Here is a 12,909-nt window from a genome sequence, read left to right on the forward strand (position 1 = left end):
CGTTCTCGAAGGCGACGTCGACGCCGGCGGCGCGCATCAGCTTCTGCACCTCCGACTTCTGCTCCGGCAGGGTGATCGTCACGACGGTGCCCGAGGACCCGGCGCGGGCGGTCCGGCCCGAACGGTGGAGGTATGCCTTGTGCTCGGTGGGCGGGTCGACGTGGACGACGAGCGCGACGTCGTCGACGTGGACGCCGCGGGCGGCGACGTCGGTCGCCACGAGGACGCGCACATCACCGCTGGAGAACTCCGCAAGGTTACGGTCACGGGCGTTCTGCGAGAGGTTGCCGTGAAGGTCGACGGCGGGGATGCCGGCGTCGGTCAGGGTCTTGGCAAGCTTCCGGGCGTGGTGCTTGGTGCGCATGAAGAGCAGGCGGCGCCCGGTGCCGGAGGCAAGCTGAACGATCAGCTGCTTCTTCTGGGTCTGGTCGCCGATGAGCAGCACGTGGTGCTCCATGGTGGTCACCGCGGCCTGGGGATCGTCGACCGAGTGGGTGACGGGCTTGCTCAGGTACCGGTTGACGAGCTTGTCCACGCCGTTGTCGAGGGTCGCCGAGAACAGCAGGCGCTGGCCCTCGGTGGGCGTGGTGTCCATGATCTTCTTCACGACGGGCAGGAAGCCCAGGTCGGCCATGTGGTCGGCCTCGTCGAGGATGGTGATCTCCACCGATTCAAGGGTGATGAGCTTCTGGCGCATCAGGTCCTCGAGGCGGCCGGGGCACGCGATGACGATGTCGACGCCGGCCCGCAGGGCCTTTTCCTGGCGCTGCTGGGAAACCCCGCCGTAGATGACGGTGGTGTTCAGGCCCAGCTCGTTGGCCAGGGGCTCGACGGTGTTGTTGATCTGGGTGGCCAGCTCGCGGGTCGGGGCGAGGATCAGGGCCAGCGGGCGTCCGGGCTTGCGCCGGTAGGCGGCCTCCTGCTCGGCGAGCCGGGACACCATGGGAAGGGCAAAAGCGAGGGTCTTTCCCGAGCCGGTGCGGCCACGGCCGAGGACGTCGCGTCCCGCGAGGGTGTCGGGGAGGGTCTTGACCTGGATGGGGAAAGGTTCGGTGATTCCCTGCGCGGTCAGGTTCGAAACCAGCGCTTTGGGCACACCAAGGGCGGCAAAAGTAGTCATGTATATACACGAACTTTCTTCTCATCTTCCCCGGCGCCGGTTGGCACAGGGGTTCGCCGAAGAAAAGTCAGACAGTGTCCACCGCGCTTCCATACGGGAAGCTGGATGCGGGACAAAAGAAAGCGCTCATCGACGCAGGCTGCGGGTGTCGGGGCCGTCTCCGGCCTCCGGGATACGCAGGCATGTCCTTCCACCCTACCAGCCGGAACGGCCTCCGCCTGACGCGCACCGTCCCGGAGGCGCCTCACCCCTCCCGTTTTCCGGCACTGTCTGGGAGGGTGTGAGAACCCACACCAGGGGAACCATCGACCGAATCCACCGGGAGGACCTCCATGACCGCCACCCCCGCCAGCCTGCTCGAGGAGGCACGCCGGCTCCACGGCGGCCTGACCGATCTGCGGCACCGCCTCCACCGGGAACCCGAGATCGGGCTGACCCTGCCCCGGACCCAGCAGAAGGTCCTCGAAGCCCTTGAGGGCCTGCCGTACGAGGTGACCCTCGGCACGGAGACCACCTCCGTCACCGCCGTGCTGCGCGGCACCGCCGCCTCGGCCGGGCGCCGGCCCACGGTGCTGCTGCGCGGGGACATGGACGCCCTCCCGGTGCAGGAACGCACCGGGGAGCAGTTCTCCTCCACCGTCGACGGCGTGATGCACGCCTGCGGGCACGACCTGCACACTTCGATGCTCGCCGGCGCCGCCGGCCTGCTCGCCGCCCACCGGGATGAGCTGGCCGGCGACGTCGTGCTCATGTTCCAGCCCGGGGAGGAGGGGTACGACGGCGCGGCGGTGATGATCCGCGAGGGCATCCTCGAGGCTTCCGGCCGGTTGCCCGACGCGGCCTACGGGCTCCATGTGACCTCCTCGCTGCTGCCCAACGGCATCTTCGCCAGCAGGGGCGGTACGCTGATGTCGGCTTCGGATGGGCTTATGGTGACGATCCGCGGCGCCGGCGGCCACGGCTCGGCCCCGCACACCGCGAAGGACCCCGTCACCGTGGCCGCCGAAATCGTCACGCAGCTGCAGGTGATGGTGACCCGGCAGTTCAACATGTTCGACCCGGTGGTGATCTCCGTGGGCGTGCTTCGGGCGGGCACGAAGCGGAACATCATTCCCGACACCGCCCGCATCGAGGCCACCGTGCGGACCTTCTCGGCGGAGAACCGGGAGAAGATGGCCGCGATCGCCCCGCGCCTGGTGCGCGGCATCGCCGAGGCGCACGGGCTGGAGGCCGACGTCGACTACGAGACCGAGTACCCGCTGACGGTGACTAATTTCTCGGAGACACTCCATGCGCAGGAACAGGTTGACGCGCTCTTCGGCCCCGGCCGGTACACGGAGATGCAGCAGCCCCTGAGCGGTTCAGAGGACTTCTCGCGCATCCTGGAGGCGGTCCCGGGCAGCTTCGTCTTCCTCGCCGCCACTCCCCCGGGCGCCGACCCGCGGTCGGCACCGTTCAACCACTCGCCCCTGGCTGTGTTCGACGACAACGTCCTGGCCGACGGCGCCGCCCTGTACGCCCAGCTGGCACTGTCCCGGCTGGCGTCCCTCGCCGCGGCGGGCATCGGCTGAGGGCCCGGCGGCCCCGCGCCGGGCACACCGGACGGTAGCCTTGAGGGTGATGAGCACCGAGCCCAACACCCCGGCAACCACCCCGGCAGATCCCGAAACACCCGAAGCTCCCGCACCGCCCCGCGGCCACCCCGTGTCCTTCGTTCGACGCGGGTCCCGGCTCCAGGGCCGCCGGCGCGAGGCGTGGGCCGAGCTCGCCGGGGACTACCTGATCGACGTCCCGCGCGTGTCCGCCGACACGTCGGTGGACCCGGACTACCGGTTCGACGCCGCCGCCGCCTTCGGCCGGCATGCCCCGCTCGTGGTGGAGGTCGGCTCCGGGCTCGGTGAGGCGATCACCCACGCCGCGGAGCTTGACCCCGACCGCGACTTCCTGGCCCTCGAGGTGTACCGCCCCGGGCTGGCCCAGACGATGCTGCGGATCAGCCAGAAGGGCCTGTCCAACGTCCGGGTGGCCCAGGTCAACGCCCCCGAGGCGCTGGCGGGAATGCTCGGGCCGGCCTCGCTCAGCGAGCTCTGGGTCTACTTCCCGGACCCCTGGCACAAGGTGCGCCACCGGAAGCGGCGCCTGGTGAAAGAAAGCTTCGTCGAACTCGCCGCCCGGGTGCTCGAACCCGGCGGACTGTTCCGGCTGGCCACCGACTGGTCCGACTACGCCGTACAGATGCGCTCGGTCCTCGACGCCTCACCGATGTTCGCCAACCTCCACGCCGGCGAGCGCACCGGCGAGATGAGCCCCCTGACCCAGGTGTGGGAGAGCGGGGTGGAATCGGTGGTCGGCGGTGCCCCGGTCCGTGAAGGCAGGGACCCTGTCAGCACCGGCAATACCGGAATCAACGAGGGCACCGACACCCTGGGCGGCTGGGCTCCGCGGTTCGAGGGCCGCCCGCTGACCAGCTTCGAGAACAAGGCGCTGGAGGCCGGCCGCATGGTCTTCGACCTCACCTACCGCCGCACGGACCGGCCCACCGGATAGGCCCGGGCACAGCCCGGGGCGCCTCCCTGGAGTGATTTCGTGCAGCGGTTTAGTGCAGCGGTTCAGTGCAGCTTCGTGACCCAGTCGCGGGGGACGGCCCCTGCCGGCCCCGGCGAGCTCTGTTTCAACGGGCGGTGCTGGGGCGGCGCAAGCTTCATGCCCTTTGTGTAGGAACCGGTCTCATAGTTCCAGAACCAGTCCTCCCCGGGCTCGAAGGAGGCGATGATGGGATGGCCGGACTCCGCCGCATGCCGGCTCGCATGCTGGCTCGGCGAGGAGTCGCAGCACCCGATGTGCCCGCACTGGGCGCACCGCCGCAGGTGCAGCCACCACCCCTGACTGTCGAGGCACTCGACGCAGCCGGCGCCCGAGGGCGCCGCCGTGGGAACGATCGCGTGGACATCGCTCATTGCAGTTCCTTCCCGCCGGGCGCTGCCGGCGCCGAGTGTGCGCAGTGAATCCCCGGCGCGTCTAGTTCTACACCCCTGCCGCCGCCGGGACCATACCCCCGGGACGCGGCCGGGCCGCGGCGCGGTTTTCCGCGCGTAATGATCCGCGCATCCTTTACCGAGCCGGGCATCGAACATACATTCAGGTCATCCTTTGGACGCTGTCGCCGCGGATACTCCCGACCCCGTCCCGGCCGTCCTTCGATTCTTCGGGGCTAGGAGAACCCATGAAAATTGCAGTCCTTGGAACAGGAAATGTCGGCACGGCCCTCGCCGACGGCCTGCTCGATGCGGGCCACGATGTCGTCCTGGGCGCCCGTGACCCCGCGGGAAAGGATGGCTTCGCCCCAAAGGTGGTGGGGATGCAGGAGGCGATCGAATCCGGCGACGTCGTCGTCTCGGCCCTTCCCGGCAATGCGGCCCAGGACATCCTCCGGCCGTTCGGCGGCGTCCTCGCCGGGAAGCTCCTGATCGATGTGGGCAATGCGTTCTCCCCGGCCTTCGAACTCGTCTACCCCAATGCCAGCCTGGGCGCCGCGCTTCAAGCGCAGTTCCCCGACACCCGGGTGGTGAAGACCCTGAACACCATGCCGGTGGCGGCCATGACCGGATCCGAATCGCGGGCCGCGGAGAGCACGGTGTTCCTTTCCGGCAATGACAAAGCGGCGAAGGAGACGGTCGCCGGACTCCTCAAGGACCTCGGCTGGAGCCGGGAGAACCAGCTCGACCTCGGCGACATCTCGACCGCCCGCAGCGCCGAGCACTACTCCTTCCTGGCGTTCAACCTGATGTCGTCCCTGAACACCGGGTCCGTCAACATCAAGGTCGTGGCGTGAGCCGCTGGCCGGCGCTGCTAGTGGATAACTGGGATGACACCCGCGCCACCCTCCACATGTGGCTCCAGATTGTGGGCAAGATCCGGATGGCCCACGCCCCGCTGGTCAACCACTGGTGGCAGGTGCCGCTGTATGTGACCCCGCGGGGCCTGGGCACCTCCACGGTGCCCTGCGGGCAGTCGACCTTCGACATCGAGTTCGATGTCGTCACCGACGTCCTCCGGGTCCGCCACAGCGGCGGCGGGGAAGGCATGGTGGCGCTGGAGCCCAAGCCCGTGTCGCAGTTCTACGGCGAGCTCACCGTGGTGCTGGCGGAGCTGGGGATCCCCGCGGCGATCCGCGCCGTCCCCAACGAGGTGGACCCAGCGGTTCCCTTCGCTGACGACCATGGGAACCGGTCCTACGACCACGACGCCGTGCACCGGTTCTGGCAGCAGCTCACCCAGGCCGCGAGGGTGCTGCAGATGTTTCGAGCCTCCTTCGCGGGCAAGTCGAGCCCGGTGCACTTCTTCTGGGGCGGGATGGACCTGGCCTGCACCCGGTTCTCGGGGCGGCCGGCTCCCCCGCACCCGGGCGGCGTGCCGAACTGCCCCGACTGGGTCATGGTGGAGGGCTACTCCCACGAACTGTGGAGCAGCGGCTTTTGGGCCGGCGGCTCCCCCGAGGGATCCTTCTACTCTTATGCGTATCCCGAGCCGGAGGGCTACCCGGCCGCTCCCGCCGGGCCCCCGGAGGCCTCCTACCGGGAGGACCTGGGCCTGTTCATGCTCCCCTACGACGCCGTGAGGCGCTCGGAAGATCCGGACGCCGTCCTCCTTGAATTCCTCAGGTCAACGTATGAAGCGGCCGCCGACGGCGCCGGCTGGGACCGCTCCACCCTCGAGACAGACCCGGGGCGCCTGCCTCAAGTGGCGCCCCGTGATGCCTGAGCCTGGGCGGCGTCCGGAACCGCCGGTTCAGAACGCCGTGGAGGCCAGGTCCTTCTCGCCCTCCGCCAGAGCGGCGATGATGCGCTCGGCAACGGCCTGCGGGTCCTTGCCCTGCGGCAGCCGCGGGGCGGTGCCCGCGAGGGTCCGTTCGGTCAGGCCGGTCTCCGTGTGCGGGGGGCGCACGTCCAGCACCCGGGATCCCTGGCGGCGCAGTTCGAGGTTGAGTGCCTTGCCGTAGGCGCTCAGTGCCGCCTTGGTGGCGGAGTAGGCGGCCATGCCTGCGGTGGGCCGCTCGGCGACGACGGCGCTGAGCTGGACGACGACGGAGTCTTCGGCCAGCCGCGGCGCCAGCTCGCGCATCAGGCGCATGTACCCGAGCAGATTCACCAGCATCAACTCGTCCAGGGTGTCGTCGTCGACCTCCGCGGCCGGCCCGAAGGCAACGACGCCGGCGGCGAAGATGATGCCGTTCAACTCCCGGCCGTAGGCGGCCGCCGCGATGTCCGAGGGAGCGCTGAGCCGGCCGAGGTCGGCCGCGACGGTGCCGGCGGCGGCACCGCCCAGCTCGCCGGCCAGGGCGGCCAGCTTGGCCTCCGACCGCCCGCTCAGGGTCAGCAGGGCGCCCCGGGCGGCAAGGCCGCGCGCGAGCGCGGATCCCAGCACTCCGGTGGCACCGACGACAAGGAAGTGGGATCCGTTCAGCTCCATGCGGCGAGTGTACCAACGCAGGCGGGAGGGCGGTCCGGCTACGCTGGAGCAATGGGCGAGATTAAGACCTGGCAGGCGATGGCCGACACGAATGCCGAACGGCTCCAGCGCACCACGGGCCGCAGCGTCGAGGAGTGGGTGGAGGCCGCCCGCGGCGCCGGCGTCGGCTCCCGGGCGGCGCTGGCGGCCTGGCTGAAACCCCAGGGTGTGACCGGCTACAGTCTGATGAGCGTGGACTGGGCGATGTTCGGCTACCCGGATTTCATTCTGAGTTCCGTGGACGAACTGTACGAGGGCCAGTACGCGGACCGGCAGTCGCTGCGCCCCATCGGGGACCGGCTCCTCGCCTGGGCGCTCGAAGCCGACGGCGTCGAGGTGCAGATGCGCAAGACCTACATCTCACTGCAGACGGAGCGCCGGAAGTTCGCGCAGGTCACCCCGGCGACGAAGTCCGCCGTCGACGTGTTCCTGCGCTTCGCCCGCCCGGACGATCCGCGCGCCGAGCCGGCGCGGGCGGCGAAGGACGATCCGTTCCGCTGGCGGATCCGCCTGAAGACAGTCGACGATATCGACGACGCGGTGCTGCAGGCCCTTACTGCGGCCCGGGACGAGAGCCTCTAGCCCGCTGTTCCTTCAGGCGGGCCAGCTCCAGGCGCGCGGCGGAGTCGGCCTCGAGCTCCTCGAGCGCCTCCTGGACGCGCTGCGAGGACGGATCCGACCAGGCCAGTTCTTCACGGGCGGCGGCGAGTGCCTGCAGGCGGCGCACCTCCCGCTCGGCTTCCCGGGCGGCGAGCTCCCCTCCCCCGATCGGGCCCGCCGAGGAGCGCAGCGCCTCCTGGGCCCGCATCGACGCCTCGGCCGCGGCCTGCTGGGCCAGCAGGGCCTGGTGCCGGAGCCAGCTGTCGGACATCCGTTCCTCGAGCCGCGCGACGTCGGCGGCGAGCCGCCGGGCCTGCGCATCGATCTCCTGGAGCTGCCCGCTGAGGGTCTGCAGGTGCTTTGCGGCCCCCAGCTGGGCGCGCAGGGCCTCCCGGGCGGCGTTGTCATCGCCGCGGGCGACCGCGGCGGCGGCATGCGCCTCGAAGTGGCGCACCCGCGCGGAGGCCTCACCGGCCAGAATTTCGAGGCGGCGCCGGTGTGCGGCGACATCGGCGGCTCCCCGCCGCGCCTGGTCCAGGGCCGCGTGCTGCGCCCGCTGTGCGTTGGCGGCGGTCACCCGTGGGTCCTCGACGGGCTGGGCAGCGGCCTTGTTGGCGCGGATGATCCGCGAGAGGCGCCGGGAAAGGGACATTACTGCCCTGCCGGGGCCTAGGAGCGGCGGAGCGGTGCCGTCATGACGCCCTCCGGACCCCGTAGGCGGTGAGCCACGAATGCATGGCGCTGATCTCCATGGTCAGCCGGGCGCCGCTGCGTTCCAGCTCGAGCCGGTCCATGGAGCCTGAACCCCGCAGCAGGCAGCGCCGGAGGTCGACCGAGAGTCCCTCGAGCGAGCGCACATGGCGGGCGAGGTCCGCCGTCAGTTCCCGCTTCAGGGCCCGGTTCGGCTCCCGGTCGGCCATGCGCAGGTGGTCGCCAACGGAGGCGGCGGCCCGCTCGAGCTCTTCGGCGGCGGCGGGCAGGTTGCCCACCGGCCAGCCGCGCTGCACAGCCTCGGCGAGGGCCCGCCGGTTGGCCTGGTTGGAGCGGCGGAGCTCCAGGGCCAGCCGGGCCGGCTCCCGCACGGTCCGGTCCATGGCGAGAGAGTGAAGGGTCAGGACGCCGTTGTCGGCCGCGCGCCGCATGAGTCCTGAGCGCCGGATCCGCCGCACGGCCAGCCAGAGCAGCGCGGTGGAGGTCAGGCCCATGAGGAGCAGGATGATGCCGAACACCATCAGCAGCTGAAGAAATGCGTCCATCAGTACAGGGTCCTCGGGGAGCGGAAGCGGGAGCGGAGCATTCCTCTAGTGTGCCCTGCGGGTGCGGCGATTTCCAGATTTTGGCTGCGGGAATCCACCGGGCCGTGCCGCCTGCTCAGTTGCCGGCGGTGTCCGGGCGCCAGACCATGACGGCCTGGCTGCGGGCCCGCGGGCGCTGGCCCCGGGCCAGGGTGACGACGTCGCCGGCCAGCCCGGCGGCGAACACCCGGCTGGGATCGGGCTGGCCGCGGCGCTGCGCCAGTTCGGAGTTCAGTTCCCGGACCCGCTGCTGCAGCGCCGACACCTGGTTCTCGAGCTGGAGGATGCGGCGGATCCCTTCGAGGGAAACCCCTTCCTGGGACAGCCGCTGGATCTCGCGGAGGGTGCTGACGTCTTTCTGGGAGTACCGCCGGGCGCGCCCGGGCGCCCGGCTCGGCGTGACGAGCCCGAGCCGGTCGTACTGGCGCAGCGTCTGCGGGTGCATGTCGGCCAGCTCGGCGGCGACCGAGATGACGTAGATGGGCATCGTGGTATCCATCGTGCGGTTGCCTCCTTCCGGTTCCGCGCGGGGCGGACGGGTGTGCGGTTAGAGCCGGGCCTTGGCTGCCAGGCCGGCGCGGGGGTTGGCGTCGGCGGTCGCCGCGGCGAACGCCTCGACCGCGGCGGCGGCCTCCTTGGAGAGGTTTTGGGGCACGACGACGTCGATGGTCACCAGCAGGTCCCCGGTCACCTTCGGCGTGGACACCCCCCGGCCCTTGAGCCTCAGCGTCCTGCCCGAGGGCGTTCCCGGCGGGACTTTCATCTTGACCAGTTCGCCGGTGATGGTCGGCACCTCGATCTGCGCGCCGAGTGCGGCCTCGGGGAAGGTCACGGGGACGTGGACCTTGATGTTGTCGCCGTCGCGCTGGAAGATCGGGTGGTCCTTCACGTGCACGGTGACCATGAGGTCGCCGCTGCCCGCCGGCCCCGACTGGCCGCGCCCGCGCACCCGCACCTTCTGCCCGTCCTTGATGCCGGCGGGGATGCGGACGTCGATGACCTCCCCGGAGGGCTCGCGCAGCCCGATGGTGGTGCCCTTGATGGAACCGGCGAAGGAGATGGTGGTGCTGGCGGTCCGGTCGGCGCCCTTGCGCGGCGGCGCGTCGAAGCCGCCGCCGAATCCGCCGCCGCCGCCGAAGAGGTCGGCGAACTCGGGCGGGAGGTTGCTGTAGCTGTTGCCGCCGCGGGTGCGGGGTCCGGCGCCCTGGCCGAAGAGGTTCCCGAAGATGTCCTCGAAGCCGGCGCTGCCGCCCGGCGCCCCGGCACCGGCGGCGGTGAATCGGGCGCCGCCGCCCATGGCGCGGATGGCGTCGTACTGCTGGCGCTGCTCGGAGTCGGACAGCACGGAGTAGGCCTCGGAGACGTCCTTGAACATGCGTTCGGACCCTGCGTCGCCCTGGTTCTGGTCAGGGTGGTGCTTGCGGGCGAGTTTGCGGTACGCCTTTTTGATGTCGGCGTCCGTTGCGTCCTTGGAGACACCGAGGATCTTGTAAAAATCCTTATCGACCCAATCCTGACTAGCCAATTGGAGTCTCCTTTCACTGCTTCTGCTTGAAACCTGAAATGTACCGGGTACGGATCGTCCCGGGCGGAGCGGTCTTGTGTAGGGCCTTCAATATTCCAAGCGAGCTCTACGAGCGCTGGAATTTCGTTGGCCCGGCAAGACCGCCCCGCCCGGGACAGTAACGCTACTCCGGTACTGCGACGATCACTTGGGCCGCCCGAAGGACGCGGTCGCCCTTGCGGTAGCCGGCGCGGAGGACCTGGCTGACGCTGTCGGCCTGGACGTCCGCGCTGGGCTGCTGGATGAGCGCCTCGTGGATGTTCGGGTCGAAGGCCACACCGGTCTCGTCGATGCGGGTCAGCTCATACGCCTTGAGGGCGTTTTCGAACTTGCCCGCGATCGCCGCGAACGGCCCGTCGGCGAGGTCGCCGTGCTGGCGCGCGGCGTCGATGTCGTCGAGGACCGGCATCAGGGAGTTGATGACCCCGATGACGGCCTGGTCGCGTGCAACGTCGCGGTCCCGCTCGACGCGGCGCCGGTAGTTGACGTACTCGGCCTGCAGCCGGAGCAGGTCGTTGCGCAGTTCGGCGATGACCTCCGTCACCGGCGCGTCCTCGCCCTCGCCGGCCTCGTTGAGGATGGCTTCGGCCTGGGCGAGCGCGTCGCCGTCGGCGGAATCCGCGGCGGCCGGCGCCGGAGGCGCCTGCCCTGCAGACTCCTCCGCCCCGGCGGACTCCCCGGACACCGGCCGGGCCGGTGCCGGGTCGCCGGCGTCGTTCTGCTGCCCACGGACGGCGCCCGTTTCAGGGTCGATCTTGCGGTTGTCCCGGAAGCTCACTGGCTCTGACTGGTGCTCTTCTTCATTTCCGTGGTGCGGCATGATTACTTCTTTTCTTCGTCGACAACCTCGGCGTCGACGATGTCGTCGTCGTCCGCCGGGGCGGGGCCGGATCCGTCGGCCGATGCGCCGGGGCCGCTCTGTCCGTCCTGCTGGGCGGAGGCGTAGATTGCCTCGCCGAGCTTGGACTGGGAGGCCTGCAGCTTCTCGAACGCGGTCTTCACCTCGTCGTCGTTGTCCTGGGACTCGAGCGCCTTCTTGAGGGCGTCGACGTCGGCCTGGACCTCGGTCTTGACCTCTTCGGGCAGCTTGTCCGAGTTGTCAGCGATGAGCTTGTCGACCGAGTAGGCGAGCTGCTCGGCGGCGTTGCGGGTGTCGGCCGCCTCGCGGCGGGCCTTGTCCTCGGCTGCGTGCTCCTCGGCCTCGCGGACCATGCGGTCGATGTCCTCCTTGGAGAGGGAGGATCCACCGGTGATGGTCATCGACTGCTCGGTGCCGGTGCCCTTGTCCTTGGCGGACACGTGCACGATGCCGTTGGCGTCGATGTCGAAGGTCACCTCGACCTGCGGCACGCCGCGCGGGGCCGGCGCGATGCCGGTCAGCTCGAAGGTGCCCAGCGGCTTGTTGTCCCGGGTGAACTCGCGCTCGCCCTGGAAGACCTGGATCGCCACGGACGGCTGGTTGTCGTCGGCGGTGGTGAAGGTCTCGGACCGCTTGGTCGGGATGGCGGTGTTGCGCTCGATGAGCTTGGTCATCATGCCGCCCTTGGTTTCGATGCCGAGGGAGAGCGGGGTGACGTCGATCAGCAGGACGTCCTTGCGCTCGCCCTTCAGCACACCGGCCTGCAGTGCGGCGCCGACGGCGACGACCTCATCGGGGTTGACGCCCTTGTTGGGCTCCTTGCCGCCGGCGAGCTCCTTGACCAGCTCGGACACCGCGGGCATGCGGGTCGAGCCGCCGACCAGGATGATGTGGTTGATGTCGGAGACCTTGATGCCGGCCTCGGAGATCACATCGTGGAACGGCTTCTTCGTGCGGTCCAGCAGGTCCTTGGTGAGGTCCTGGAACTTGGCACGGGAGAGGTGCTCGTCCAGGTGCACCGGGCCCTCCGGGGTGACGGAGAGGTACTGCAGCGAGATGTTGGTGGAGGTGGCCGAGGACAGTTCCTTCTTGGCCTGCTCCGCGGCTTCCTTCAGGCGCTGCAGGGCGATCTTGTCCTTCGACAGGTCGGCACCCTTGGCCTTGGCCTGCGCGAGCAGGAAGTCGACGACGCGCTGGTCCCAGTCGTCGCCGCCGAGGCGGTTGTCGCCTGCGGTGGAGCGGACCTGGATGGTGGAGAACTGGTCCTCGTCCTTGCCGACTTCGAGCAGGGAGACGTCGAAGGTTCCGCCGCCGAGGTCGAACACGAGGATGAGCTCGTCTTCCTTGCCCTTGTCCAGGCCGTAGGCCAGGGCCGCGGCGGTGGGCTCGTTGACGATGCGCAGCACCTTCAGGCCGGCGATCTCGCCGGCTTCCTTGGTGGCCTGGCGCTCGGCGTCGTTGAAGTACGCGGGAACGGTGATGACGGCGTCGGTCACCTTCTCGCCGAGGTAGGACTCCGCGTCGGTCTTCAGCTTCTGAAGGATGCGGGCGGAAATCTCCTGGGCGGTGTACTTCTTGTCATCGACGGGGATGGACCAGTCGGTGCCCATGTGGCGCTTGACCGACGCGATGGTGCGGTCGATGTTGTTGACGGCCTGGCGCTTGGCGATCTCGCCGACCAGCACCTCACCGGCCTTGGAGAACGCAACGATGGAGGGCGTGGTGCGCGCGCCCTCGGCGTTCGCAATAACGGTGGGCTCGCCGCCTTCGAGGACTGAAACAACTGAGTTGGTGGTTCCGAGGTCAATGCCTACTGCACGTGACATGCAAGTTTCCTTTCGACAGCCCGGTGATGTGCTGGCCGCTCAACCGCCGGGCACGTAGATTGAGCGTTCTGCACTCAACTGTACTCCGCCCTCATCGAGAGTCAAAACAAAGTTGAGCCTGCCATACTCAACTTCGT

The 12,909-nt window shown here is 69.6% G+C and carries 14 protein-coding genes; 5 read left to right on the forward strand and 9 right to left on the reverse strand.

The features are described from left to right. The coding region (locus QZX79_RS03160) for a DEAD/DEAH box helicase (protein ID WP_294564515.1) at nucleotides 1-1,120 on the reverse strand (1,120 nt) is incomplete at its 3' end. A gap of 332 nt (nucleotides 1,121-1,452) precedes the next feature. Between QZX79_RS03160 and QZX79_RS03165 the strand changes: the two genes are divergently transcribed. Together QZX79_RS03165 and trmB are read left to right on the forward strand one after the other, a co-directional pair. After that, a complete protein-coding gene (locus QZX79_RS03165; RefSeq protein WP_294564518.1) occupies nucleotides 1,453-2,691 on the forward strand; it encodes a M20 family metallopeptidase in 1,239 nt (412 codons plus the stop codon). Nucleotides 2,692-2,740: 49 nt separating this feature from the next. After that, nucleotides 2,741-3,667: a tRNA (guanosine(46)-N7)-methyltransferase TrmB gene (trmB, locus tag QZX79_RS03170; RefSeq protein ID WP_294564520.1), complete on the forward strand. Its 927-nt coding sequence runs from the start codon at nucleotides 2,741-2,743 to the stop codon at nucleotides 3,665-3,667. 62 nt (nucleotides 3,668-3,729) lie between these two features. Here the strand turns inward: trmB and QZX79_RS03175 are convergent, their stop codons facing one another. Beyond that, nucleotides 3,730-4,077, reverse strand: a complete 348-nt coding sequence (locus QZX79_RS03175) for a UBP-type zinc finger domain-containing protein (RefSeq protein WP_294564523.1) — start codon at nucleotides 4,075-4,077, stop codon at nucleotides 3,730-3,732. Nucleotides 4,078-4,343: 266 nt separating this feature from the next. On the opposite strand from QZX79_RS03175, the gene QZX79_RS03180 reads away from it, so the two are divergent. Together QZX79_RS03180 and QZX79_RS03185 are read left to right on the forward strand one after the other, a co-directional pair. After that, a complete protein-coding gene (locus QZX79_RS03180; protein WP_294564526.1) occupies nucleotides 4,344-4,952 on the forward strand; it encodes an NADPH-dependent F420 reductase in 609 nt (202 codons plus the stop codon). Continuing rightward, on the forward strand, nucleotides 4,949-5,881 hold the full coding sequence (locus tag QZX79_RS03185; RefSeq protein ID WP_294564529.1) for a DUF5996 family protein: 933 nt from the start codon (nucleotides 4,949-4,951) through the stop codon (nucleotides 5,879-5,881). The genes QZX79_RS03180 and QZX79_RS03185 overlap by 4 nt, the downstream gene beginning before the upstream one ends. 27 nt (nucleotides 5,882-5,908) lie before the next feature. Here the strand turns inward: QZX79_RS03185 and QZX79_RS03190 are convergent, their stop codons facing one another. Further along, nucleotides 5,909-6,589 (reverse strand): SDR family oxidoreductase, encoded by a 681-nt coding sequence (locus QZX79_RS03190; RefSeq protein ID WP_294564532.1) that lies wholly within the window; start codon nucleotides 6,587-6,589, stop codon nucleotides 5,909-5,911. Nucleotides 6,590-6,640: 51 nt separating this feature from the next. Here QZX79_RS03190 and QZX79_RS03195 point away from each other — a divergent pair, with 51 nt between their 5' ends. After that, entirely contained in the window at nucleotides 6,641-7,210 is a 570-nt protein-coding gene (locus QZX79_RS03195) for a DUF5655 domain-containing protein (protein WP_294564535.1), read from the forward strand. On the opposite strand, the gene QZX79_RS03200 is transcribed toward QZX79_RS03195, so the two are convergent. The 6 genes from QZX79_RS03200 to dnaK form a co-directional block, all read right to left on the reverse strand. Continuing rightward, nucleotides 7,182-7,880: a PspA/IM30 family protein gene (locus tag QZX79_RS03200; protein ID WP_294564538.1), complete on the reverse strand. Its 699-nt coding sequence runs from the start codon at nucleotides 7,878-7,880 to the stop codon at nucleotides 7,182-7,184. The genes QZX79_RS03195 and QZX79_RS03200 overlap by 29 nt on opposite strands. Nucleotides 7,881-7,920: 40 nt before the next feature. Continuing rightward, entirely contained in the window at nucleotides 7,921-8,484 is a 564-nt protein-coding gene (locus tag QZX79_RS03205; protein ID WP_294564541.1) for a hypothetical protein, read from the reverse strand. A gap of 115 nt (nucleotides 8,485-8,599) precedes the next feature. Next, complete coding sequence (locus QZX79_RS03210; protein WP_294564544.1) at nucleotides 8,600-9,022, reverse strand: heat shock protein transcriptional repressor HspR; 423 nt, start codon at nucleotides 9,020-9,022, stop codon at nucleotides 8,600-8,602. Nucleotides 9,023-9,070: 48 nt separating this feature from the next. Continuing rightward, nucleotides 9,071-10,048: a DnaJ C-terminal domain-containing protein gene (locus tag QZX79_RS03215; RefSeq protein WP_294564546.1), complete on the reverse strand. Its 978-nt coding sequence runs from the start codon at nucleotides 10,046-10,048 to the stop codon at nucleotides 9,071-9,073. Between the two features lie 163 nt (nucleotides 10,049-10,211). Continuing rightward, nucleotides 10,212-10,907, reverse strand: coding sequence for a nucleotide exchange factor GrpE (locus tag QZX79_RS03220; protein WP_294564549.1), 696 nt, complete (start codon nucleotides 10,905-10,907; stop codon nucleotides 10,212-10,214). 2 nt (nucleotides 10,908-10,909) lie between these two features. Beyond that, complete coding sequence (gene dnaK, locus QZX79_RS03225; RefSeq protein WP_120167619.1) at nucleotides 10,910-12,772, reverse strand: molecular chaperone DnaK; 1,863 nt, start codon at nucleotides 12,770-12,772, stop codon at nucleotides 10,910-10,912. Nucleotides 12,773-12,909 lie beyond the last annotated feature (137 nt).

It is taken from the genome of uncultured Arthrobacter sp., from assembly GCF_902805515.1.
Classification (GTDB): domain Bacteria; phylum Actinomycetota; class Actinomycetes; order Actinomycetales; family Micrococcaceae; genus Arthrobacter_D.

Excerpts from the sequence above, each read along its gene's own strand:
- QZX79_RS03195 (WP_294564535.1), top strand. The coding sequence starts at position 6,641 with ATGGGCGAGATTAAGACCTGGCAGGCGATGGCCGACACGAATGCCGAA.
- QZX79_RS03175 (WP_294564523.1), bottom strand. The coding sequence starts at position 4,077 with ATGAGCGATGTCCACGCGATCGTTCCCACGGCGGCGCCCTCGGGCGCC.
- dnaK (WP_120167619.1), bottom strand. The coding sequence starts at position 12,772 with ATGTCACGTGCAGTAGGCATTGACCTCGGAACCACCAACTCAGTTGTT.
- QZX79_RS03205 (WP_294564541.1), bottom strand. The coding sequence starts at position 8,484 with ATGGACGCATTTCTTCAGCTGCTGATGGTGTTCGGCATCATCCTGCTC.
- trmB (WP_294564520.1), top strand. The coding sequence starts at position 2,741 with ATGAGCACCGAGCCCAACACCCCGGCAACCACCCCGGCAGATCCCGAA.
- QZX79_RS03180 (WP_294564526.1), top strand. The coding sequence starts at position 4,344 with ATGAAAATTGCAGTCCTTGGAACAGGAAATGTCGGCACGGCCCTCGCC.
- QZX79_RS03165 (WP_294564518.1), top strand. The coding sequence starts at position 1,453 with ATGACCGCCACCCCCGCCAGCCTGCTCGAGGAGGCACGCCGGCTCCAC.
- QZX79_RS03210 (WP_294564544.1), bottom strand. The coding sequence starts at position 9,022 with ATGGATACCACGATGCCCATCTACGTCATCTCGGTCGCCGCCGAGCTG.
- QZX79_RS03190 (WP_294564532.1), bottom strand. The coding sequence starts at position 6,589 with ATGGAGCTGAACGGATCCCACTTCCTTGTCGTCGGTGCCACCGGAGTG.
- QZX79_RS03220 (WP_294564549.1), bottom strand. The coding sequence starts at position 10,907 with ATGCCGCACCACGGAAATGAAGAAGAGCACCAGTCAGAGCCAGTGAGC.
- QZX79_RS03200 (WP_294564538.1), bottom strand. The coding sequence starts at position 7,880 with ATGTCCCTTTCCCGGCGCCTCTCGCGGATCATCCGCGCCAACAAGGCC.